This is a genomic window from Kistimonas asteriae (genome assembly GCF_018263925.1).
Classification (GTDB): domain Bacteria; phylum Pseudomonadota; class Gammaproteobacteria; order Pseudomonadales; family Endozoicomonadaceae; genus Kistimonas; species Kistimonas asteriae.
This window is the reverse complement of record NZ_JAEVHF010000002.1, coordinates 320,313-344,735: the sequence shown is the minus strand read 5'-3', so window position 1 is coordinate 344,735 and position 24,423 is coordinate 320,313. Positions and strand designations below refer to the sequence as shown.

Annotated in this window: 20 protein-coding genes; 18 read left to right on the top strand and 2 right to left on the bottom strand. The window is 53.0% G+C overall.

Annotation, left to right across the window (positions count from 1 at the left end; genetic code table 11):
• Positions 1 to 186 precede the first annotated feature (186 nt).
• The 10 genes from glnE (at position 187) to galU (ending at position 13,844) form a co-directional block, all read left to right on the top strand.
• A complete protein-coding gene (glnE, locus tag KHS78_RS03800; protein WP_211825249.1) occupies positions 187 to 3,141 on the top strand; it encodes a bifunctional [glutamate--ammonia ligase]-adenylyl-L-tyrosine phosphorylase/[glutamate--ammonia-ligase] adenylyltransferase in 2,955 nt (984 codons plus the stop codon).
• Positions 3,142 to 3,363: 222 nt separating this feature from the next.
• Complete coding sequence (locus KHS78_RS03795) at positions 3,364 to 4,299, top strand: branched-chain amino acid transaminase (protein ID WP_211825247.1); 936 nt, start codon at positions 3,364 to 3,366, stop codon at positions 4,297 to 4,299.
• A gap of 257 nt (positions 4,300 to 4,556) precedes the next feature.
• Entirely contained in the window at positions 4,557 to 5,603 is a 1,047-nt protein-coding gene (gene waaF / locus KHS78_RS03790) for a lipopolysaccharide heptosyltransferase II (RefSeq protein WP_211825245.1), read from the top strand.
• Positions 5,600 to 6,667 carry a lipopolysaccharide heptosyltransferase I gene (waaC, locus tag KHS78_RS03785; protein ID WP_211825243.1) on the top strand — a complete coding sequence of 356 codons (1,068 nt, stop codon included), beginning with the start codon at positions 5,600 to 5,602 and terminating at the stop codon, positions 6,665 to 6,667. The genes waaF and waaC overlap by 4 nt, the downstream gene beginning before the upstream one ends.
• The gene (locus KHS78_RS03780; RefSeq protein ID WP_211825242.1) at positions 6,664 to 7,806 is read left to right on the top strand and encodes a glycosyltransferase family 4 protein; all 1,143 of its coding nucleotides are present in this window, start codon (positions 6,664 to 6,666) and stop codon (positions 7,804 to 7,806) included. Before waaC ends, KHS78_RS03780 begins: the two co-directional genes overlap by 4 nt.
• Complete coding sequence (gene rfaP / locus KHS78_RS03775) at positions 7,806 to 8,627, top strand: lipopolysaccharide core heptose(I) kinase RfaP (protein WP_211825240.1); 822 nt, start codon at positions 7,806 to 7,808, stop codon at positions 8,625 to 8,627. Before KHS78_RS03780 ends, rfaP begins: the two co-directional genes overlap by 1 nt.
• A complete protein-coding gene (locus tag KHS78_RS03770; RefSeq protein ID WP_211825238.1) occupies positions 8,624 to 9,412 on the top strand; it encodes a lipopolysaccharide kinase InaA family protein in 789 nt (262 codons plus the stop codon). The genes rfaP and KHS78_RS03770 overlap by 4 nt, the downstream gene beginning before the upstream one ends.
• 56 nt (positions 9,413 to 9,468) lie before the next feature.
• On the top strand, positions 9,469 to 10,875 hold the full coding sequence (locus KHS78_RS03765) for a lipopolysaccharide kinase InaA family protein (RefSeq protein ID WP_211825236.1): 1,407 nt from the start codon (positions 9,469 to 9,471) through the stop codon (positions 10,873 to 10,875).
• 246 nt (positions 10,876 to 11,121) lie between these two features.
• Entirely contained in the window at positions 11,122 to 12,864 is a 1,743-nt protein-coding gene (locus tag KHS78_RS03760) for a carbamoyltransferase family protein (RefSeq protein WP_211825234.1), read from the top strand.
• Between the two features lie 152 nt (positions 12,865 to 13,016).
• On the top strand, positions 13,017 to 13,844 hold the full coding sequence (gene galU, locus KHS78_RS03755; RefSeq protein ID WP_211825232.1) for a UTP--glucose-1-phosphate uridylyltransferase GalU: 828 nt from the start codon (positions 13,017 to 13,019) through the stop codon (positions 13,842 to 13,844).
• A gap of 67 nt (positions 13,845 to 13,911) precedes the next feature.
• On the opposite strand, the gene argH is transcribed toward galU, so the two are convergent.
• Positions 13,912 to 15,267, bottom strand: coding sequence for an argininosuccinate lyase (argH, locus tag KHS78_RS03750; protein WP_211825528.1), 1,356 nt, complete (start codon positions 15,265 to 15,267; stop codon positions 13,912 to 13,914).
• Between the two features lie 208 nt (positions 15,268 to 15,475).
• On the opposite strand from argH, the gene KHS78_RS03745 reads away from it, so the two are divergent.
• The 7 genes from KHS78_RS03745 to KHS78_RS03715 all read left to right on the top strand — a co-directional run bounded on the left by KHS78_RS03745 (position 15,476) and on the right by KHS78_RS03715 (position 21,958).
• Positions 15,476 to 16,573: a sensor histidine kinase gene (locus tag KHS78_RS03745; protein ID WP_211825230.1), complete on the top strand. Its 1,098-nt coding sequence runs from the start codon at positions 15,476 to 15,478 to the stop codon at positions 16,571 to 16,573.
• A 39-nt stretch (positions 16,574 to 16,612) separates the two neighbouring features.
• Positions 16,613 to 17,353, top strand: coding sequence for a LytR/AlgR family response regulator transcription factor (locus KHS78_RS03740; RefSeq protein ID WP_211825229.1), 741 nt, complete (start codon positions 16,613 to 16,615; stop codon positions 17,351 to 17,353).
• Between the two features lie 69 nt (positions 17,354 to 17,422).
• On the top strand, positions 17,423 to 18,355 hold the full coding sequence (gene hemC, locus KHS78_RS03735) for a hydroxymethylbilane synthase (protein ID WP_211825228.1): 933 nt from the start codon (positions 17,423 to 17,425) through the stop codon (positions 18,353 to 18,355).
• Position 18,356: 1 nt separating this feature from the next.
• The gene (locus KHS78_RS03730) at positions 18,357 to 19,139 is read left to right on the top strand and encodes a uroporphyrinogen-III synthase (RefSeq protein ID WP_211825227.1); all 783 of its coding nucleotides are present in this window, start codon (positions 18,357 to 18,359) and stop codon (positions 19,137 to 19,139) included.
• Between the two features lie 28 nt (positions 19,140 to 19,167).
• The gene (locus KHS78_RS03725) at positions 19,168 to 20,352 is read left to right on the top strand and encodes a uroporphyrinogen-III C-methyltransferase (RefSeq protein ID WP_211825226.1); all 1,185 of its coding nucleotides are present in this window, start codon (positions 19,168 to 19,170) and stop codon (positions 20,350 to 20,352) included.
• Entirely contained in the window at positions 20,349 to 21,563 is a 1,215-nt protein-coding gene (locus KHS78_RS03720; protein ID WP_211825224.1) for a heme biosynthesis HemY N-terminal domain-containing protein, read from the top strand. Before KHS78_RS03725 ends, KHS78_RS03720 begins: the two co-directional genes overlap by 4 nt.
• Positions 21,564 to 21,571: 8 nt before the next feature.
• Positions 21,572 to 21,958 carry a DUF423 domain-containing protein gene (locus KHS78_RS03715; protein ID WP_211825222.1) on the top strand — a complete coding sequence of 129 codons (387 nt, stop codon included), beginning with the start codon at positions 21,572 to 21,574 and terminating at the stop codon, positions 21,956 to 21,958.
• Between the two features lie 15 nt (positions 21,959 to 21,973).
• Here the strand turns inward: KHS78_RS03715 and KHS78_RS03710 are convergent, their stop codons facing one another.
• On the bottom strand, positions 21,974 to 23,284 hold the full coding sequence (locus tag KHS78_RS03710; RefSeq protein ID WP_211825220.1) for a hypothetical protein: 1,311 nt from the start codon (positions 23,282 to 23,284) through the stop codon (positions 21,974 to 21,976).
• A 318-nt stretch (positions 23,285 to 23,602) separates the two neighbouring features.
• Here KHS78_RS03710 and trmB point away from each other — a divergent pair, with 318 nt between their 5' ends.
• Positions 23,603 to 24,319 carry a tRNA (guanosine(46)-N7)-methyltransferase TrmB gene (trmB, locus tag KHS78_RS03705; RefSeq protein ID WP_211825218.1) on the top strand — a complete coding sequence of 239 codons (717 nt, stop codon included), beginning with the start codon at positions 23,603 to 23,605 and terminating at the stop codon, positions 24,317 to 24,319.
• Positions 24,320 to 24,423 lie beyond the last annotated feature (104 nt).

The following is a 24,423-nucleotide window of genomic DNA, read 5'->3' as shown; positions in this document are numbered from 1 at the left end:
AAATAATTTTGTAGTTTTACTACATTTTTTGTAGGTTTGACAATCCGAATCGACCCTTTCATGTAGCAAAGCTACATTTGGTTACAGACAAACTCACGATCGAACAGCCAACCAAACAAGCCCTCACACACCAGCGAAAAATCCGATACTATCGTGGCGTCGCCTACCGGTTGGACAGAGGGCTCCATGATCGCCGTCATACCTGAAAAAATCCGACAGTCACTTCAATGCCGTCGGCAGCAGTTTGCAGAGATTGATGCCGACACCCGGCAATTTCTTGAGAATCTGGATCAAATCACCCAGCGTCAGCTGGATACCTGCTGGGGAGGCAGCGATTATGCGGCAGACCTCTGCCTGCGAAAACCAGAATTACTCAAAACGCTGGTTAACAATGGTCAATTGCTGCAAACACTGGCAAAAGCCGCTATTCAACAGTCACTGAACGACAAACTGTCGGCCGCAACATCAGAAGAAGAACTGGCAGCCACGCTCAGGCAATTTCGGCATTACCACCAGCTTCGCATTATCTGGCGCGACCTGAACAGGTTGGCGGATTTATCTGAAACCACAAGTGATCTCTCCAATCTGGCAGATTGCTGTATTGATAGTGCCTGTAACTGGCTCTACAAACGACTGTGCGAATCACTCGGCACCCCTTATGGCGCTTCCACGCCGGAGTCTGATCCGGTTCCCCAGCAGATGGTCATACTCGGCATGGGCAAGCTGGGCGCTGGCGAGCTTAACCTCTCATCGGATATCGACCTGATATTTTGTTATCCGAATAAAGGTGAAACAAAAGGTGCCACCCGCAGCCTGGATAATCAGGAATTCTTTGTTCGGCTGGGTCAAAAGCTCATTACCGCTCTGGATGCCAAAACTGTCGATGGTTTTGCTTTCCGCGTCGATATGCGGCTCCGCCCCTACGGCCAAAGTGGCACACTGGTACTCAGCTTTGCCGCCATGGAACAGTATTATCAGGATCAGGGACGGGACTGGGAACGGTACGCCATGATCAAGGCACGGGTCGTGGCAGGTGACATCCGCCGAGGCGAAGAACTGCTCAAAACCCTCAGACCGTTTGTGTATCGTCGCTATATTGATTTTGGCGCTATCGACGCGCTGCGCGACATGAAGCGACTGATTCACCGTGAAGTCTCGCGCCGTAACATGCAGAACAATATCAAGCTGGGTCCCGGCGGTATCCGGGAAATCGAGTTTATTGTTCAGAGTTTCCAGCTGATTCATGGTGGACGGGAGCGCCGGCTGCAAGAACGTTCACTCCTGAACGTTCTATCTTCGCTGGAAGCCTTAGGGTATCTGCCTCAGGCTGCCAGCCAGGAACTCTCCGAAGCCTACCATTTCCTCAGAAATACCGAGCACGCGCTGCAGGCCGTTGCCGACCGCCAGACGCAGACCCTGCCCGCCACCACGCAGGAGTATGACCGGCTCGCCTGGATCATGGGCTACGATAACCAGCAGGCCTTCCAGCAAGCGCTGGATCATCATCGCGAGCGCGTCACCTACCATTTCGAGCAGGTGATTCGTGATCCGGATGCAAAGCAGTCCTCTCACGAGGAATCCGGCAATGACTGGGAAGTCCTCTGGTCAGCCCGCCGCCGGCCGGAAGAAGAAATCGAATTACTGCAACGCCACGGTTTTACCGATCCGGAAACAGCGCACCGGCGCCTTATGGATCTCCGCGACAGTAAAGTGCTGAAGACCGTTCGACGCCAGAGCGCCGATCGCATCCGCCAGTTTATGCCCGCGCTGCTGCAGACTGTCAGCCATGCTGAAGACCCTGACCAGGCATTGAACCGGGTATTGCCGATTATTGAAGCGGTACTGCGCCGCACCGCCTACCTGGTACTGCTCATTGAAAACCCACACGCACTGGAACACCTGGTCAAGCTCTGTGCCGCCAGCCCCTGGATCAGTGAACAGGTTGCCCGCCACCCGGTCTTGCTGGATGAATTCCTTAATCTTGGCAACCTTTACACGCCCCCGAATCAGGAGGCTCTTCAGGACGAGCTTCGTCAGCAGCTGTCTCATATCCCGGAAGAAGACCTGGAATCCCAAATGGAAGCGCTGCGCTATTTCAAGATGGCCCACGTGCTCCGCCTGGCTGCCGCACAGGTCACCGGCACCATGCCATTAATGAAAGAGAGCGACTACCTGACCTGGATTGCACAAGCCATCTTGAAAGAAGTCCTGGGAATCGCCTGGAACCAGCTGACGGCACGCTACGGCCATCCGATGGAAACACCCGACAAACCCTGCAACCCAGGGTTCATCATTCTGGGTTACGGCAAGTTGGGTGGGATTGAACTGGGCCCCGGCTCTGACCTTGACCTGGTTTTCATCCACAGCGGTGGCGCCAACCTGAGCACTAATGGTGAACGGGAAATCGATAACAACCTGTTCTTCACCCGACTCGGACAACGCATTGTCCACATATTGACCACCGCCACCGCCTCCGGCCAGCTCTACGATGTCGACATGCGACTGCGCCCCTCAGGCAACTCGGGCTTGCTGGTTTCATCACTGCCCGCGTTTGAGAAATACCAGGAAAATGAAGCCTGGACCTGGGAGCATCAGGCCCTGGTCAGAGCCCGGGTCATCGCCGGCTGCCCTGAACTGGCTTCGCGCTTTGAACAGATTCGCGCAACCACACTCGGCACCAGCCGTGACCTGAGCGAATTGCAAAAAGACGTCCTTGATATGCGCAGGAAGATGCGGGACAACCTGGGTACCAAAGAAACAGGAGCAGGCACACGCCCGGATACCTGGAATGAAAACCATCGGTTCCACCTGAAACAGGATGTCGGCGGCATTGTTGATATTGAGTTCATCACCCAATACGCCGTTCTGGCCTGGTCTCACACATGTCCGACCCTGCTGAAGTGGAGTGACAACATCCGCATTCTGGAAGAACTGGAACAGGCTGACCTGCTACCTGCACAGGACTGCCAGCAACTCCGGGATATCTACCAGAGCTATCGAAAAACACTCCATCTGCGCGCGTTGCAAAAGCTGCGCAGCAGTGTGCCTGCGGATCAGTTCCAGAAGGAGCGCGGCGTCGTCATCGCCATCTGGGATCAGTTACTGCTGACAAAAACACTCGCCGACAACACCTCCGGCTAAACGATAAAACCACTGTCGTTCTGCCATGGAATATGATGGAATACGGAAAACCGCAAGGCACCGCCCGGACACGATCCGGGCGGTTTTTGCTGAATAAACTATCATCAGACCTGGCTGCCGAATACGCCCGTCCCTGACCGGGGTGGCACCAGCGGCAACCGCTGCGGTAACAACGAACCCGACCCAAACACAATAAAGAATACTTCGACAGGAGCAGCACTGATGTCTTTTGCCGACCGCGATGGCGTCATCTGGTACGATGGCAAACTAGTTCCCTGGCGCGAAGCCAAAACCCACGTCCTTACCCATACTCTGCACTATGGACTGGGTGTTTTTGAAGGGGTCCGCGCTTATGCCACTGATAAGGGGCCCTGCATTTTCCGATTACAGGAACATACCCGGCGCCTTTTTCGCAGTGCGCATATCCTGAGCATGGAAATCCCGTACAGCTACGAAGAGCTACTGGAAGCACACAAAACCGTTGTTCGTGAGAATGGTCTGGATTCGGCGTATCTGCGCCCTATGTGCTTCTACGGCTCGGAAGGCATGGGACTACGTGCCGACAATCTAAAAACCCATTGTATTGTCGCTGCCTGGGAGTGGCCTTCCTATATGCACCCAGAGGCCAAGGAGAAAGGGATAAAAATTCGTACCTCCTCTTACACCCGGCATCATGTGAATATCGCCATGTGCAAGGCCAAGGCGAACGGCAATTACATCAATTCCATGTTGGCGCTCAAGGAAGCCCTGGACTGTGGCTGTGAAGAAGCCCTACTGCTGGACAACGAAGGTTACGTAGCAGAAGGCAGCGGTGAGAACATCTTCATCGTCAAGGATGATGGCATTCTGTATACCCCGGAGCTGACCTCCTGCCTGGAAGGCATTACCCGTGACACGATCTTCCAGTTTGCGCGGGAACTGGGCCTGGAAGTTCGCGAGAAGCGCATCACCCGGGATGAAGTGTATGTCGCCCAGGAAGCCTTTTTCACCGGTACCGCCGCTGAAGTCCTGCCCATCCGGGAGCATGACGGCAGGATGATTGGCAACGGTACACGGGGTCCGATCACGGAAAAACTGCAAAAAATGTATTTCGATCAGGTCACCGGTCAACGGGAACAAAACCCGGAATGGCTGACGCCCGTTCGTCAGCCGGCCTGAATACCGGGCAATTCCGACTATAAACCCTGAAAAAGTGGCGTATAATTGCGCCACTTTTTTTATCTGCCCGAAATATCGCGGCTGACAAGCAGTCAAGCGATCTCCAATGGCAGGCTAGAGTCGGGGTGCAGACACCTGCCCGATCCTGACGGGCGGTAGCGTACCGGCGATTTGATCGCCTGATGTTCTGCGCTGTGATGACGGAATCACACCCTGGCAAACCGGCAACCGATAATCTGGAAACATAGCGGAGTCCCGTGAAGTACCTGATAGTTGGCCCATCATGGGTAGGCGATATGGTGATGGCACAGACCCTGTTCATCACACTGAAACAGCAATGCCCGTCTGCCGTCATTGATGTCCTGGCACCCGCCTGGAGTCGGCCACTGCTGGCGCGTATGCCGGAAGTTCGTCAGGGACTGGATATGCCGCTGGGGCATGGCGCATTGAACCTGTCAGCCCGGCGTCGCCTTGGTAAACAGCTGGCTGTTGAGGGCTATGACCAGGCCGTCATCCTGCCCAATTCGTTCAAATCCGCGCTGATCCCCTTTTGGGCCCGCATTCCCAAACGTACCGGTTGGCGTGGCGAAATGCGCTATGGCCTGTTGAATGACCTTCGGATTCTCGACAAAAACGCACTCCCCCTGATGATCCAGCGCTTCATCGCACTGGGTTATGCCAAAGGCAGCGTACTGCCGGAACCCTATCCCGCGCCCGCATTGGTTGCTGATAGCGAGAATGCCAGGCAGGCGATGAAGACATTTAATCTGTCCCTTGATCGCCCCGTTCTGGCACTGTGCCCTGGCGCCGAATTTGGCCCAGCCAAGCGCTGGCCGGAGCAGCATTTTGCCGCCATTGCCAGTGAACGACTGGGGCAAGGCTGGCAGGTCTGGCTGTTTGGGTCACAGAAAGACGAGGCCGTTTGCGACAGTATTTGTCAGCTTGTACCGAAAACCTGCCAAAGCAATATCCACAACCTGGCCGGTAAAACCCAGCTGGCGGATGCCATTGACCTGCTATCGCTGAGTGATGAGGTCGTCAGCAATGATTCAGGGCTCATGCATATTGCTGCCGCATTAAACCGGAACCTGGTCGTCGTTTATGGCTCCACGTCCCCCGGGTTTACACCACCACTCAACCCTAATAGCGTGATTGTCCAGTCAACGTTGTCATGCAGTCCCTGCTTTCAGAGGACGTGCCCAAAACAGCACACGGATTGCCTGAGCCAACTGTCACCCGCACAGGTACTTACGGCACTTGAGCAACTGCCCGGCCAAACCACATCGAGGGAGATGACAGCATGAGAGCCCTGGTCATCAAAACTTCCTCAATGGGCGATGTGATTCACACCCTGCCGGCACTGACGGACGCCTCGGAAGCCATTGACGGTATCCGTTTCGATTGGGTGGTAGAAGAAGGTTTTTCCGAGATTCCAGCCTGGCATCCGGCCGTTGACCGCGTCATCCCGGTCGCCATTCGCCGCTGGCGAAAACACCCGCTCAGCACGTGGCGCAATGGCGAATGGCGGAAATTCCGGGAAACCGTCGACCAGACTAACTATGACATCGTAATTGATGCGCAAGGACTGCTGAAAAGTGGCTGGCTAACCCGCTATACACACGGATCGGTGCATGGTCTGGATAAAAACTCGGCACGAGAACCCATGGCCGCGCGCTTTTACGACACGCCCCACGCGGTCGCCAAAAACCAGCATGCGGTTGAGCGGGTCAGGCAATTATTTGCCCAGTCTCTTGGCTATGAGATGCCGGGACACAAAGGGCACTTCCATCTGGATTCTGACTACTTCATTGATATTCAGGGCATTCGTCCCATCCAGCAATATATGGTTTTCCTGCACGGCACCACCTGGGAAACCAAACATTGGCCAGAGACGTACTGGTGCGATCTCGCCCGTCATGTGACCCAAAGCGGTTACGCGGTCTGCCTGCCATGGGGCAATGAAAATGAGCGGCTGCGCGCGGAACGGATTGCAACGGCCGTAGACGGTGTTCGTGTACTGCCACAGCTCAACCTTCGCGATATCGCCAGTGTTATCGCCGGCGCCAGCGCCGTTGTTGCTGTCGATACAGGCCTGGGCCATCTAACGGCGGCACTGGAAGTGCCAGCGGTTTCTCTTTATGGCCCGACCAGCCCAGACCTGGTGGGCGCCTACGGTGAGAACCAGGTACACCTGACACTGGATCAATGCCCTCCCTGTCAGGCTCAAAACGTCGAACCGCCCATATTCGCCCCCATGACGGCCGATATCGTCTGGCAGCAACTCAAACCCATTATCAGAACTCCAGGCAAATCAGCCACTGGCAAACGACTCAAGGGTACAACCCACGAGTCCACAGGAACCCGATGAGACTGGCCTTTATTCTTTACAAATTTTTCCCGTTCGGCGGCCTGCAACGGGATTTCCTCCGTATTGCCCAGACCTGCCAGGCACGGGGACACGACATTGTCGTCTACACCATGCAGTGGGACGGCGATCGTCCGGAAGGTTTTGAGATCCACACCTGGAAACCCCGTACCCTAAGCGCCCATGCCAGGAACGAAAAATTTCATGCGCATGTCTTTGCCAGCCTGAAACAAAAGCCAGCGGATGTCATCATTGGCTTTAACAAGATGCCGGGGCTGGACGTCTATTACGCCGCCGACACCTGTTACGAGGACAAGGCCAGACACCTGCGCAGCCGCTGGTATCGATATGGTCCGCGTTACCGCCACTTCTCATCCTATGAGCGGGCGGTCTTTGATCGAAACAGTCACACAGAATCACTGCTGATTTCAGCCGCACAGAAACCTCTGTTTGAAAAATACTACGGTACAGCACCCGAACGACTGCACCTGTTGCCTCCGGGTATCTCCCGCGATCGTCGTCGTCCTGAAAACGGCCAAGCCATCCGGGCTGAGTTCCGTCAGTCACTCAATATAGACGACGATGAATTATTATTGTTGATGATTGGTTCCGGTTTCAAAACCAAGGGACTGGATCGTGCCCTGCTAGCCATCAAGGCATTACCAGAAACGTTACGGCGTAAAACCCGCCTGTTTGTGATCGGGCAGGACAACCCTCGTCAGTTTCAACTGCAGGCCCACAAACTGGGCATTGCACGACAGATTACGTTTTTTTCCGGGCGTGATGACGTGCCCCGCTTTCTGCTCGGTGCCGACATGCTGATTCATCCGGCCTACAACGAGAATACCGGCACCGTTCTGCTGGAGGCACTGGTCGCCGGTCTGCCAGTATTCTGTACCGAGGTCTGCGGCTACGCCCATTACATCACTGACGCCAAGGCCGGTGAATTGATTAAGTCACCGTTTAATCAGCAGGCTATGAATACGCAATTGATCAAGATGCTGGAATCGACAGAACAGCGTAAAACCTGGCAGGCTAACGCGCTGATGTTTGCAGACACCGCTGATATTTACAGCATGCCGGAACATGCGGCGGATCTGATTGACACAATTGGCATCCGCCTGTCGGGAGCGGCTGCCTGATGCTCTGGTTACGTGATGATTTCAAACAGGCCTGGCAAGGCTGCGATCCGTTCGAGAAAGTGGAAACACTGCAGGGCAATGTCTATCGGCAGCTGGAAGCGCGCAAAACCCTTCAGTTCGAACAGGACGGCAAGAGTTTTTTCGTCAAAATCCATCGGGGGGTTGGCTGGAAAGAAATTCTCGACAACCTGATTCGGTTACGCGCACCAGTACTGGGTGCTGGCAACGAGTGGCGTGCTATCCAGAAACTGGAATCGCTCGGTGTAAACACCATGACGGCCGTTGCTTTTGGCGAAAAGAGCAACAACCCTGCACGTCAAAAGTCGTTTATAGTGACCGAAGACCTGACCAATACCATCAGCCTTGAGGATCTCTGTGCACAATGGTCTGCACACCCACCGTCGTTCCGGCTAAAAAAAGCGTTGATTGAAAAGGTCGCAGATATCAGCTGTCGCCTGCACAGCAACGGCGTCAATCACAGGGATTTTTATATCTGCCATTTTCTCCTTTATATCCCTGATGGTATTGCTGGCATTGATCCTGACAACCTGCACCTTTCCCTGATTGATCTGCACCGCAGCCAGATCCGGGAAAAAACACCGAAGCGCTGGCTGATCAAGGATATCGCCGGACTCTGGTTTTCTGCTTTCGATATTGGCTTGACCCAGCGTGATATTTATCGGTTTATCCGAATCTACACAGGGCTGCCACTACGAGAAGCCTTTACACAATACCAGTGGCTATGGCGCCCCCTGGAGCGCAAGGCCCAAAAGCTGTATCACCGTTATCACCGGAAACTGAATAATGGTGACCGGCTGTGACAGAAACACAAAAACAACGTCGTATGCTAACCACCACTCGCTGGAATATTGAACCGGACTTCCGTGACACCAACATAGCGCAGGCTTTCCGTTCACTGGAAACCGTTTTCGCTATTGAGCCAACAGGCGCACTGGCTGCCGCCGATTCAGAAAGCATGGTGTTTCGCCACGACATCAATGGCACGCCGTTCTACGTCAAACGCTACCACTCAACCAAAGGTCTGCGCAGTTGGCTGGGCTGGAGCCGTATACGCATTGAGTGGAAAAACCTGTTGCTGTTTCGACGCCTCGGCGTACCAGCAGCGCCAGTCGTTGCGTATGGCCAGGAACGCTGCCTCACTAAAACCATCCGGGGTGCGCTGATCACTGTAGGTCTCGAAAATACCCGGGATCTTGCCACCATGGCGCAGGAGAACTCACCACTGCTGCGTGACCGGGCCTGGGTACAAAACGTCAGTCGGCAGGTGGCTGAGGCTGCGCGAAAATTACACGACTATGGTTTTGCTCATAACGATTTCAAATGGCGTAATATCCTCGTTACCCAGGACAGGGCAACACCCCAGATCTATCTGATCGACTGTCCGACCGGGCAGCGCTGGTTTGGCTATTCGCTTCGATACCGGGTACTCAAAGATGTTGCCTGCCTGGACAAAGTGGCAAAGCAGCAGTTAAGCCGCACCCAACGCCTGCGCTTCTTTCTTGATTATCGTGGTCAATCAAAGCTACGTAACAGAGACAAAAAAGATATCCGCAAGATACTGTCGTTTTTCGAGGGACGCGAATGATTGAACGGAAGTCCCTGACAGCGATGCCGCTTCTTACCGGGGATCAACTTGTTCCAATGGAACAGCAACCTGAAACACCCTTCGGCCTGAAAACGGATCACGGAATGGTGGTTTGCCAGGATGTGTTGCGCTTTCTGCCTGGCAAACGACTGGTTGTACGTGCTGAACTGGATGACCAACAGGTTATCGTTAAATGTTTCTATGGCAACAATGCCGATCGTTACTATCAGCGTGAATTAACGGGTATCCAAGGCTTTATTCACGCAGGCATCGATACGCCGGCATTACTTGGCCACAATCGTGAACAGCAGTCACTGCATACCATCGTGACGGAAGACCTTGGCAAGGTTGAGTCACTGGAAAAGGTATGGAAAAAAACGACACTCGACGATAATCAACGCCGATGCTGGCTGCACAAAGCAGCGATACTACTCGCACGGCTACACCATGCCGGTGTCTGCCAGGACGATATTCATCTCGATAACCTGCTGGTCTGCAATGACCGCCTGTACATGATTGATGGTGGTGGTGCGACGGTAAGCACCACGCCACTTTCAGAAAAACAGGCCCGTCACAACCTTGCCCTGTTCATGGCGGTCTTTTTCCCGCGTTACGACCGCTTTGTCGATGATGTGTTATCCGCCTATGCCGCCGAAAACACGGCAGCGATCCACTGGGAAAAAACAGACTTTCTGAAAACCGTGCTGCAACTGCGTAAATGGCGCGAGCGGTTTATCCAGAAATCCCTGCGCAACTGTACTCACTTCAGGGTAGAAAGCAGTCAACGTCATTTTGCAGCTTTCAGTCGCCAATACGACGACGCAGCACTGCAAGCCCTGATTGCTAACCCGGAAGCCTTCATTGCCGACGGAAAGATTCTAAAACTGGGTAGAACCAATACCGTTGCCATCGTCACCCTGGATAACGAACGCAAGGTTCTGATCAAGAAATACCAGAGTACAAAAGGCCTTTTGCACAAGTACTTGCGCACCTTGCGCTCTTCACGAGCACGCAAGGCTTGGCTGAATGGCCACCTGTTACAGTTTCTGGGTATCGACACCCCCACCCCCATGGCCATGCTGGAACACCGGGCGGGACCTGCCATCACCTGCAGCTATATCATCACGGATTTTGTTCCCAGCACCCATGCCATGGCGTATTTCGATCCCTCGCAGGATGCTTTACCGGAATGGCCCCAGGTCTCATCCGACATTGGCGACATTCTGATCACCCTGAAACGCAGCTGCGTCTATCATGGTGACCTGAAAGGCAACAATTTCCTGATCAGAAATAATAAGCCTCTGCTTATAGACCTTGACGCCATGACATCGTATAAATGGCGGTTTTGTTTTCAACGCCTCTTTCGCAAGGATCTGGAGCGGTTCAGCCGTAACTGGAAAGACAATCCACGTGCGGATGCGCTGTTTCGCCCAGTGATTGAAGCATGGGAACAAGCTTCGTAACCGGGTCATGCATCACCTGACCCTGGACGAGCCGTGTTCCCTCTCCTCAGGCCTTCACCGGCAGTGGGCAGGAATATTGACGTACGAATCACACTTCTGTGACACATCGTCGTTTATCCTGACCGCCATTGCCCGACGAGGTCTCAGGCGAGGGTCAATGAAACGAAACATGGACACCGGTCTGGCAACGATCTGCCACCGTACTTTTTAACTCAATATCGTGATTAAAGGATTCAGGAACAGGCTATGGTAATTCTCGGTTTATCCGGTGCAATCAGCCACGATCCATCCGCTGCCGTCTATATCGACGGTAAGCTGGTCGCCGCCGTTGAAGAAGAACGTTTGATCCGGGACAAACACGCCAAAGGCAAGATGCCTCTGGAATCTACCAAGTTCGTTCTGCAACAGGCTGGCCTGAAGCCGGAAGATGTTGATGTCGTGGCTGTACCGCTGGCGCCTATCAGCATTCTTAGCCCTGCCCGCTGGCACTACGCCAAGCGCTACTGGTACGCCCCTGACCGTGCACTGGACGCCATTTTTAACGGCAACCGTCGTTATCGCCGCTATGTCTCCAACATCCGCAAAATGCTGGAGTCCCTCGGGTTTGAGTGGGGCAAGTTTGAATTTGAGCCAGTAGAGCATCACCTGGCCCACGCCTCCAGCTGCTATCACCTGAGCGGCTTCAAAGAAAAAACTGCGATCATGGGCGTGGACGGTAAAGGCGAATATGCCACCACCTTCTTCGGTTATGGTGAGAATGGCGTTATCCACAAGATCAAGGAGTTCTACGACCCAGACTCCCTGGGCGGACTCTATGGGGCAATTACCGAATACCTCGGCTTCGACATGCTTGATGGCGAGTACAAGGTCATGGGTATGGCGCCCTATGGCGACCCAAAGAAATACGACCTTTCTCGTCTGATTGACTTTGATGGCAAGGACTTCCAGGTTAACACCAAGCTGGTCAACGTCGTAGGCATGCGTCGTTACAAGGAAAATGGCAAGGGTTTCTACTTCACGCCTGAACTGATCAAGTGGCTGGGTCCCCGTCGTAAAGGTGATGTCGCAGACGACCCTTACATTCACTACGCCGCTGCCATACAGGCACTGTATGAAACCGTCGTATTGAAACTGATGGACTACTATCTGGGCGATATCATCAAGGAAACCGGCAAGATTGCATTCTCCGGCGGTGGTGCCCTGAACGTTAAACTGAATCAGAAGATTATTGCGCGTCCCGAAGTCAAGGAACTGTTCGTCCAGCCAGCTTCCGGTGATGCGGGTACTGCTATCGGTGCAGCGTCGTTTGCCTCAGTCAAGCGGGGTGTTGAAGTCGAGAAGATGACCCACGTTTATCTGGGCCCTTCCTTCACCAACGAACAGGTCATCGAAGCCTGTGAGGAACACCCGGACAAACCCAAGTTCCGCAAGATTGAGAATGTGCCCCAGAACATTGCCAAGGTACTGGCCGATGGCAACCCGGTGGCCTGGTTCCAGGGTCGTATGGAATTTGGCCCGAGAGCATTGGGTCGCCGCAGTATTATTGGCTGCCCCAGCTACAAAGGGATTGCAGACCGGATCAACGAACAGATCAAGTTCCGTGAGCGCTGGCGTCCCTTCTGCCCCAGTATGCTGGACCGTGTATCCAGGGAAATGTTCAAAGTTGACCATCCAGCGCCGTATATGACGTTCACCTTCGAAGTCAACGAAGAGTGGAAGGAACGTGTACCGGAAGTGGTTCACGAAGACGGCACATCCCGTGGACAGGCCGTCAGCAAGGACACCAACCCGCGTTATTACGAGCTGCTGGAAGAGATGGAAAAGCTGACCGGTAATGGCGTGGTGCTGAATACGTCCTTGAACCGTCGGGGTGAACCCATCGTCTGCACACCGACAGACGCACTGAATATGTTCTTTGGATCAGACCTGCAATACCTGATCATGGAAGATATTCTGGTCGTAAAGGGAGACTTTCCTGAGTTTGCCTAACTCTGCGATTATTGTGCGCGCAACCTGTAACGGGTAGCGCACACAACCTTCCACATAGTCAGAATAAAAATTCTCAAGTATCTGGATATTATGGCATTGTAAAAAAAGCAACCACTCCGCCATACGTATCATTTTATGGAGTAAACGGATACATGATCCAGAAATGCCTGTTCCCCGCCGCTGGTTATGGCACTCGCTTTCTTCCAGCCACTAAATCGATGCCCAAGGAAATGATGCCGGTTGTCAACAAACCGCTGATTGAATATGGCGTTGACGAAGCCATGCAGGCCGGTTTGAACGAGATCTGTATTGTGACGGGTCGTGGAAAACGTGCGTTAGAAGATCACTTCGACATCAATTACGAACTGGAACACCAGATCGCGGGTACGGGTAAAGAAGCGTATCTCAACGGCATTCGTGACATCATGAATGAATGCACCTTTTCGTATACCCGACAGACTGAAATGAAGGGTCTAGGCCATGCTATTTTGACGGGGCGGACACTGGTCGGCGAACAACCTTTTGCCGTCGTGCTGGCAGACGACCTGTGCCTGAATCCGGAGGGGGATGGTGTTCTGGCGCAAATGGTTGCTTTGTATAAGCAGTTTCGCTGTTCCATTGTGGCCGTTGAGGAAGTGCCACAGGATCAGGTTCACAAATACGGTGTGATTGCGGGCGAAATGATCCGTGATGATATCTATCGGGTGAATACCATGGTGGAAAAACCCTCCCCTGACGAAGCGCCCAGCAACCTTGCCATTATTGGCCGCTACATTCTGACGCCGGATATCTTCGATATTCTGGAAGATACCGAACCCGGCAAAAATGGTGAGCTTCAAATCACGGATGCTTTAATGAAACAGGCCCAGAATGGCTGTGTCATGGCTTATCGATTCAAGGGGCAGCGTTTCGATTGCGGCAGCGTGGAAGGATTCATTGAAGCAACAAACTACTGCTATAACACGATCTACGCACAATAGTGCATTTAGCACATCAGGGCTCTCATTCTGTTTAGAGCCCTGACACTCTTTTTCGATATCAACCGCTTTACTTCAGGTATTCTCCCGCACCACCGACATGCTGACGGGCGCCAACAGAGCCTTCCAGAGTCAACACCTCAAATACGTCATCAGTGATCGTCGCTGAGAATTGTTGCAACTCTTCCAGTGTCATCTGGGAGAGATCCTTCCCAGAATTCACTCCATAGGCCACCGCCTTACCCACCACTTCATGGGCATCACGGAATGGCATGCCTTTCTTCACCAGGTAATCCGCCAGATCCGTTGCCGTCGCAAACCCTTTCATGGCCGCAGACCGCATGTTTTCCTTGCGTGAGCGGATGTGGGGCACCATATCAGCAAACGCACGCAGGCTATCCCGTACGGTATCCACCGTATCGAACAGCGGCTCCTTGTCTTCCTGATTATCCTTGTTATATGCCAGCGGCTGGCCTTTCATCAGCGTCAGCAGTGCTATCAGATGGCCATTGACCCGACCGGTCTTGCCCCGCACCAGTTCAGGAACGTCCGGGTTTTTCTTCTGTGGCATGATGGAAGAACCGGTACAGAAGCGATCCGGCAGCTCAACGAAATCAAACTGGGCAGACGTCCACAACACCAGCTCTTCCGACATCCGAGACAGATGAGTCATGATCAGTGCGGCGACACTGCAGAATTCAATGGCAAAGTCCCGATCACTGACCGCATCCAGCGAGTTGGCTGCCGGACGGTCAAATCCCAGTAATTCAGCGGTATAGCCACGATCGATCGGATAGGTGGTACCCGCCAGTGCCGCAGCACCTAATGGGCAGATATTGACCCGCTTGCGGCAATCCTGAAGACGCTCAGCATCACGTAAGAGCATTTCACGCCAAGCCCTTAAATGATGACCAAAGGTGACTGGCTGTGCCGTCTGCAGATGGGTAAAGCCCGGCATAATGGTCTGGCTTTCCTGGCCTGCCAGCACACTTAAGCCCTGTTCGAGACGCGTCAGTTCCTCGGAGATAGTATCTATTTCATCACGGAGCCAGAGCCGGATATCGGTGGCCACCTGATCATTCCGGGAGCGTCCCGTGTGCAGTTTCTTGCCAGCAATGCCAATCTTCTCGGTCAACCGGGCTTCGATATTCATATGAATATCCTCAAGCTCAATGGACCATTCAAACTGTCCCTGCTCAATCTCCTGACGAATGCCCTCAAGACCGGCTATGATGTCCGCCAGCTCCTTGTCAGTCAGCAGGTCACACTTGTTCAGCATTTTCGCATGGGCGATAGAACCCTCGATATCATGCCGATAGAGTCGCTGGTCAAACTGGATTGATGCGGTAAAGCGGGCAACAAAGGCGTCGACCGGTTCACTGAAACGTCCGCCCCATTGCTGATTGGTATTGTTGTTGTCATTCATCACTGCCACTCGTTTGCCGGTTACTGCCAACACAGGGAGAATAGAACACCAGACACGCTGATGCCGGGCATCATTATAACCACTGCCCCGCCGAATAATATAAAAGCCTGCGGGATTGCCCCGATTCAGTGTTGCCGGTGTAAGCAGTGCCCAACAGAACAAACACAATACCGTCTGCCCTGGCAGGCTAAAGGAATCACCACCCTTTATGAAGCACTTGAGGTCAGCATTATCGCACTCCGCAGAGTACCCGGATTTTTTCCTGCCCGATCTCTGCACCCCAAAAGCCGTGCTGCTTCTCGTTCTGGTTGCCGAGCTGTTTGTCCTGGTGCTGGTGCTGGCCATGCCGGAACCGGGGTTTGACTGGAATTACCTGGCCCTGACCTCACTTTTTGTGCAATGGATTGTGCTTGTCTGCGCCGCACTGCTCTGTCGATTGCGCCGGCTGCTGGCACAGTGCTCCATTCCCACTATCACAATTGCCAGTCTGGCGCTTTGTGTGACCGTCACGCTTGTCTTCACCCTGGGGGCTGAATACTTCTTCTACCAGCTAGAAGCCGGACTGGAAGCCGCTGTCATCAATGACTGGCTGTTGTTACGAAATGGCCTTATTGCCGCCATCATCACCGGCATTCTTCTACGCTACTTCTATCTCCAGAAGGAACTCAGCCGTCAGCAGCAGGCAGAGCTTCAGGCACGCATTCAGTCACTGCAATCGCGCATCCATCCCCATTTCCTGTTCAACAGCATGAACAGCATCGCCAGCCTTATCCATATTGATCCTGACAAAGCTGAACAGGTTGTTGAAGACCTGTCAGACCTGTTTCGCGCCAGCCTGGCGGAAACCAGCGTGGAGATTCCGCTGACACAGGAAATCGAACTCTCCCGCCGTTACGTCAATATTGAAAAATACCGCTTTGGTGATCGCCTGACCCTGCAGTGGCATATCGCCGATTTGCCAGAAGATGTGATGATTCCTCAGCTGACACTGCAACCTTTACTGGAAAATGCCATATTTCATGGTATACAACCTGATCCGGCGCCGGGCACGATCACGGTAGAGATTGACTACTGTGATAACACCCTTGCGATTGAGATCAGCAATACCATAGCGCAGGATACCAGTCATGGTGGCGCTAACCCGCATACTGGCAACAGTGTCGCGCTGGATAACATTGCCGCAAGGCTTGAAGCACTGTATGGGGACAAAGCCCGTTTGCGGACAGGCACAGAAACCCGGGGTGACCGGCGCTGGTTCAAGGCGCAGATCACCTATCCATGGTCTGTAAGCCACGACGGCATGTGAATTCACTGATTAGGTACCATGCAAGGTCCAATAAAAACCATGAAAGTACTGATCGTCGATGACGAGCCCCTCGCCAGGGAACGCCTGCGTTATATGCTGGATCGTATCCCGGATGTCATGCCTCTGGCGGAGGAAGCCGCCAATGGCGCAGAAGCCGTCAAGCTGTCTGAGCAACTGGGGCCTGACATCATTCTCATGGATATTCACATGCCCGGCATGACAGGGCTGGAAGCCGCTGCCCATATCAGTCAGCTGGAATGTCCGCCCGCCATCATTTTCTGTACCGCTTATGAGCAACACGCCATTGAGGCCTTTCAGGTTCAGGCCGTTGGCTACCTGTTGAAGCCTGTTAAACAGAGCCGGCTCGAAATGGCGTTACAGCAGGCATCCCGGGTTAACCGATCTCAGCTGAATGCCCTGCAAAAACAGGGAGACGATGAAAACGTACTGCGAACGCATATTTCAGCCCGAACCCACAAAGGGTTGGAGCTGATCCCGGTGGGGGAAATACTCTATTTCCTGGCAGACAACAAATACACCACCGTCTGTCATCAGAGCGGTGAAGTTCTGATTGATGAACCCCTCAAAAGCCTTCAGAAACAGCTGGGCGACCAGTTCGTACGTATCCACAGGAACGCCCTGGTTGCCCGACGGGCGATTGAGAGCCTGACCCGCACCAATGATGGCATCCACGAAATCCGTCTGCGCGGCGTAGACAAACCATTAGTTGTCAGCCGTCGCCACGTAGCCCTGCTGAGAAAACTAATGAAAAACCCCTAAAAGGTTCAGGGAATCACGAAACTGGCATATCATTGCTGCCCGGTAACATCTTGGACAAGGCAGTTTGTCGTGAACAGACTTCGAATAGCGACCCGCAAAAGCGCCCTCGCCCTTTGGCAGGCCCACTATGTCAAGGCACGTCTGGAAGCCCTGCACCCTCATCTGGCCATTGAGCTCGTCACCATGACCAGCAAAGGTGATCGTATCCTTGATGCCCCCCTGGCCAAGATTGGCGGCAAGGGCCTGTTCGTCAAGGAACTGGAAAACGCGCTGCTGGAGGACCGTGCCGATATTGCCGTTCACTCCATGAAAGATGTGCCCATGGCATTCCCTGATGGTCTCGGGCTGGCCGTCATCTGCGAACGTGAAGATCCCCGCGATGCCTTTGTCTCCAACCAGTATCAAAGCATTGACCAGCTACCGAAAGGCGCCATTGTTGGTACATCAAGCCTTCGCCGCCAGTGTCAGTTGCTGGAAAAGCGGCCTGACCTGACCATCCGGTTCCTGCGAGGCAACGTCAATACTCGCCTGAAAAAACTGGATGATGGTGAATACGACGCCATCATCCTGGCTGCAGCGGGTCTTATCCGGCTTGAGATGCAGGACCGTATACAGCAATTCCTGCCCGTTACGTTCAGCCTGCCTGCCGGGGGACAAGGCGCCGTGGGAATTGAATGCCGTACAACCGATGAAGACACCCTGACACTCATCCAATCGCTTCACCATGAGGATACCGCGACCTGTGTACTGGCAGAGCGCGCCATGAACCGTCGACTGGAAGGTGGCTGCCAGGTGCCCATCGCCTGTTATGCTGTGCTGGAAAATGGTCATGTCGCCCTGGAAGGCCTGGTCGGCAAGCCGGATGCCAGTGAAATCCTGAGAACCGCGGTCACCCGCCCCCGGGATGAATGCGAACAGGCAGGTATTGAGGCAGCAGAAGCGCTTCTGGCACAAGGCGCCGGTGAAATTCTCAAGGCGGTCTACCAGGACAATGGCCATTGAAATGACAGAACTGTCGCTTCAGCCCATGCGGGTCCTCGTGACTCGCCCACAACCACAGGCGGATAATCTGGCCAATGCTATCAGGGCGCAAGGCGGCTTCGCACTGGCTCTGCCCCTGCTGGATATACGCCCCCTGCCAGAATCACAACCCCTTAGTGACTGTCTGCAGCAGCTGGATCAGTACCACAAGATCATCACCATCAGTGTTCCCGCCGTGGAATACGGAATGAATATGATTGAAAACTGGTGGCCACAACGTCCTGTTGGTATTGACTGGTACGCCATTGGCGAAGCGACAGCCAACTCGCTGCAACAACATGGCATCACAGCGAACGCCCGGTCAGGCGGCTTTGACAGCGAAGCGCTGTTGAAATTGGCGGATTTCCAGCAAGTCGAAGAACAGCGCATTCTGATCATCAAGGGCAGAAATGGCCGCGATAAACTCCAGACAACGCTGACAGAACGTGGCGCGACAGTGGACACCCTGATTGTCTACGAACGTACCTGCCCCGATTACCCGGCAGGATACCTGCCACAGCAACTGTCAGCCCACCGAATCCATGTTATTGTGGCTACCAGTAGCCAGATCGTGAATAACCTGCAATCACTGCTGAATCATCACCCCGATGCCGATAACCTGAAACAGCTGACACTGATCGTACCGAGTCAACGTGTGGCAGAGGATGCACGCGCCTGTGGTTTCAGCCACATTGCCATCAGTGAAGGCGCCGGTACACCAGCGGTTCTGGATACACTGGCCCGATTGAGTGATACAGTGAGTTGATGCGTTTAATTGCAACCGGACGACGCACGTGAGCGAACAGGAACAGAACAAGACAGGCGAACAGGGGCAAACGTCCCTTCCCGATGCCCATGCCGGGAAAGAAAAACCCAGTAAACCGCGCAGCGGTAACCGGATCAGTAAAGTTGGGGTACTGGGCTGCCTGCTTGGCCTGACCGCGATTGCCAGTGTCGGCGGGCTGGGCTGGAAGGGTTATCAGATCTGGCGACAGCTTCCTACGGAAGCCCAGCTCATGACACAGGTTCATGACGCCCTCGCGCCCTCGCGCGCAACCCATGAAACCATCCTGGTGTTGAAAGCTGAGCTCAACGATACCCGTGAGCAATACAGCCGCCTGGTCAGCCGGATGGACAACCTGAACCGGAAACTGGTCAGACTCCAGGGCAGTGACCGCAGCGACTGGCTGCTGGCGGAAGCCGAGTACCTGCTGCGCCTGGCCAATCAGCGCCTGCTCACCATGCGCGATGTCAAAAGCGCCATGACGCTGCTGTCACAGGCTGATCAGCTGCTGATTACTGTCGATGAATATGGCCTTTTTCCTGTCCGTCAGGCACTGGCTGAGGATATCGCTGCGCTGAAAGCGGTCGAGCGTTTCGACCTTGAAGGCACCTGGCTCAAGATCAATGCCCTGATCGGGCGAATCGGCCAATTACCTCTGCTGCCACCCAATGGTTTCACACCGAATCAACCCGAATCCCCGGCGGAAGAAACCCTTGCCAGCGATGACACCTGGCAACAACACCTGGAAACGACAGCCCTGGAAACCTGGCACGCATTCACCGGGCAGTTCCGCATTCGTACCGATAACCATGAAGCGGTAACCGCATTACTGCCGCCCTCTGAAGAACTGTATCTTCGCCAGAACCTCCGGTTGATGCTGGAACAAGCCCAGCTCGCCTTACTACAGGGACAGGAAAAGCTTTACCAGACCAGCCTGGCGAATGCCCAATCCTGGTTGCAGACCTGGTTCCTGAATACTGGCCCGGAAATCACAGCAGTTCACAGCCAGTTAAGCGCTCTGCAGCAGGTCACAGTCCTTCAGGATTTACCCGATATCAGTCGCTCGGTTGTCGCCCTGAAAGGGTATGTGGATGATCTGGCCGAACAACGCTTGCCTGTTACACCGGCATCTACCAAAAAAACATCGGAAAACAGCAAGCCGGCAACTGCAGACAGCAGTGAGGCCGGCCAATGAAAAAAACTCTCTTTCTGCTGCTTTTGGTTGCTGCCTGTTTCGCGATCGCGCAGATGATGGTGCATGACAGTGGCTATGTCCTGATCGCCTACGACCGGTTCTCCCTGGAAGGCAGTGTCTGGTCATTCTTCATGGCAGCTGTACTGCTGATTGCGGGTTATAAAATCATTACCTGGGGTTTCCGACTTCTGGCTGGCAGTATCAGCCTGGCCTACCCCATGACGCAGAAGAGCAAGCGCCGCCGGGCCCAACGCCAATCCGCCAAAGGGTTGATTCAGTTTGCCAACGGGCACTGGAAAGCCGCACAGAAACTGCTCGCCCATGCCGCCGAGTCTGGCCAGGCGCCGCTGCTGAACTACCTTGCCGCTGCTCGCGCCGCCCATGAAAACGGTGATTACGACGCCTGCTCTGACTACCTGCGCAAGGCCGATGCCTCCGCACCTGGCGCCGATATCGCCATTGGGATCACCCAGGCAGAGCTGCTGCTTGCCCGAGGGCGGTTGGAACAGGCGCTGGCAACCCTGAAACGTCTGCGCAAACGTTCTCCCAAGCACACTTATGTGAACAAACTGCTGAAGCAAGTCTATCTGCGCCTACACGACTGGCAGGCACTGGCGGAATTACTGCCCACCTTGCGTAAACTCAAGGTCATCAGCAGTGAAGAGTTCGATAGCCTTAATCAACAAGCCTACAAAGCACTCTTCGAGCAGGCTTACCAGCAGGGTAAAGGGCAGTCTGATATTGAAGAGCGCATACGCCCCGCTGAGGCCATCTGGCAGAAACTCAGCAAAGCCCAGAAGAAAGAAGACTACCTGTTCTACGATTTTGTCAGCTGCCTCACCCGTCTCGGGGCAGAAAAGCGTGCAGAAGCGGTCATGCGCCGCCACCTGTCTGACCTGTACAGTGAACGGATCATCCGGCTCTACGGACAGATCGAAGGTGAAGACAAGGAGCGCCAATTGCTGGGCGCGGAAAAACTGCTGGATGAACGCCCCAACGATGCCGAACTGTTCCTGACACTGGGACGCCTGTGTATTCACAACAAGCTCTGGGGCAAAGCTCGCGAATATCTGGAAGCCAGCCTCCGGTTACGCAAGCAGGCAGATACCTATAATGAACTCGGCCAGCTGCTGGCACAGCTGGGTGAGCATGAGAAGAGTACGGAGTTTTTCCGGCAAGGCCTGAGTATGACTGTTGCCATGCAGGAGTGAAATGTTACATGAGCCGTTTCTACCTGTTTATTGCTGCATTATCCGGATTACTGGTTGTTGCACTGGGCGCCTTCGGCGCCCATGCACTGGAAGCTAAATTAACAGCTTCCATGCTGGTGACCTGGGGCAAAGCCGTTGATTATCAGATGTTCCACACGCTCGCCCTGGCATTCACCGCGTTATTGGGCATGCACTATCCTGCTGATCGCTGGTTGAAGTTATCTGCCAGATTATTTATGGGCGGCACTATTCTCTTCAGCGGTAGTCTTTATCTTCTGGTACTAACAGGTACCCGCAGCCTGGGAATGATCACACCGTTTGGTGGTGTTGCCTTTATGCTTGGCTGGCTTTCTCTCTCGTTATTTGCGGCAAGAAATTACCAGTTAAAAATATGATTGATTCAAACTATCCTATCTAGCAGCCTTCTTTGCCTCCTGGGCTAACTCCTCTTCACTTGCACTGGCAGGATAAGAGCGCTTCAGTGTGGAAACCGATTCCGCTGGCAAAGCACTTAGCTCTAACCATTCTTGATCAGAAACATTTACAGCCCGTTCATCCAAGAAAAGGAAATGTCGCATTCCCAACAAAAATGCTAACGCACTTTCATCATTCGTATTAGCGACATCGGCAACAGACTTCATTGCTATGTTAGTTGCATGGCCAGCCCCAATAAATTTGGCAAGTCCCTTTAACAGTTTTTGATTATCCTCATCGTAAGCTTCATAGAATGTTTTAACCTGTTCCATTGCCAGAGAATTTTTATCCTTGAGAAAATCTTTCCATCGCATCTTAAAATCATTCATTACTGGACTTAAATCGGTACGAGGCTTCCAGTAAGATTCTACTCCTTCAGCTTTTGCATAATCATCATGCATCTGAATTTTTTGCTTAATAATATCTTTCGCTCTCCCACTTTCAGGAGAAACCCAGTTCTTTTGCGAATTAAAACTCTGGCAGTCAGGGGCATAATCCATACACAACCTGCCAAATTTCTTCACTCTTTTTATGGCAACAACGCTCATGACGGCTGTATCCATAAACTTTAAAAAAGCTGCCATTTTTTGTATTCCACCCAGACCCAGAACGTCATGCATTGCTCCATCTTTAGGATCTTCATATTCAGGAGCATAAGAGGTTTGAATTTCTACATTACATTCTTTTTTTGAATGAGAAATACTCACTCCAAGACCATCACTATTATCAATACCAAACTCAATACCATGGCAACATATAGATGACCATGACACACATTTATCAGATGTAAGCTGTTCAAAAAACGGTTCTTCTTTCGTTTTTCTGAAAACAAAAAACTTATCATCTTCAGATTCATCTTTAATTCTAAATACTGGAACACCAGGATATTCTGCAACAACTTGATTCGCTGCAATGATTTTAGTCGCATAGGCATTTGTTCTAATACATATTACAGGTGTATCAGGGGGTAAGGTTACCGCACGTTCACTTATGTGCCGACCTATAACAATATCGGATATTTTCTCTTGGCAACTCTTTAACAATTTAATGTCGCTATCAGTTAATGCCTCATGATCTACAATCTCATGTAACTTCCTATAAACGTCTTGTATTACCACACTCCTACAATAAGCCTCACCTTCAAAGCGCTCGGCTGACTGTAACGATGTTGATAGCTGATCTTGCCTACTACTAGTTGAAGGCTGATCCTGCAGCATTCGACCACTTGATGACGCTAACGTTTCCATTTCATTCTCCTAATATCACTAGCCATATAATCAATTAGTAACTACCAGTCACATCAAGTTCCTGTTAATAAAAATATCAGGTAAACATAATGGTTATACATAACTGAACCGTTTTTAATGGGGGGATCAAACATCCAATATTATTGTCGGATCTCGTTATATACAGGCTTGTCGTTTCCATGAAATTTCCGCTATGGTTAGCTTTTTTATGCGAGATACTCCAGGTACGCTTACTGATTTTGATCCGGGACTCCCAGAGTTGCGTTAAACAACGTGTAAGTCGAGCTGACTAATGCACCGCCACATCATGAAAAACCAATGACAGACACTGATATAGCATCAAATACCGAACAGCTCCCACATCGCCGGGCCGTCAAAAGCTTCGTTATCCGCGCCGGCCGGATGACCGTTGGCCAGCAAAAGGGGCTGGATGACTACTGGCCAAGCCATGGCCTGACGCTGGAACAGGGCAAGCTGGACATCGAAAAAGCCTTTGGCCGTCAGGCTGAAACGGTTCTGGAAATCGGTTTCGGCATGGGTCTTTCGCTGCTCAGCATGGCAGAAGCCGCTCCGGAAAAGAACTTTATTGGTATTGAGGTTCACCGTCCCGGCGTCGGCAGTCTGCTGAATGAGGCGGGCAAAGCAAGCGTTAATAACATCCGTGTCTACTGCCACGATGCGGTGGAAATTCTGCGGGAATGTATTGCGGACTCCAGCCTTGATCGGGTACAGATCTATTTCCCTGATCCCTGGCACAAAAAACGTCATAACAAGCGTCGTCTGGTTCAACCTGCGTTTGTTGAAGCACTACGTCCCAAGCTCAAGCTTGGCGGTATCCTACACTTGGCAACTGACTGGGAAAACTACGCCGAACAGATGATGGAAGTGATGAGTGCGGCAGAAAGCTGGAACAACCTGGCGGGCGATAACCAATACTCGCCACGACCAGATTACCGTCCATTGACCAAGTTTGAGAAACGTGGCCAGAAACTCGGCCATGGAGTCTGGGATCTGCTGTTTGAACGTACGGCATAACGCCAATTCACACTTAAACACGACTGACAGCGATATCGCTGCCTGATCGGTCGTCGTGTGTATCCGTTTGCAGCAGCGGCAGGAAGCCGCGTTAGCGAAGCAGG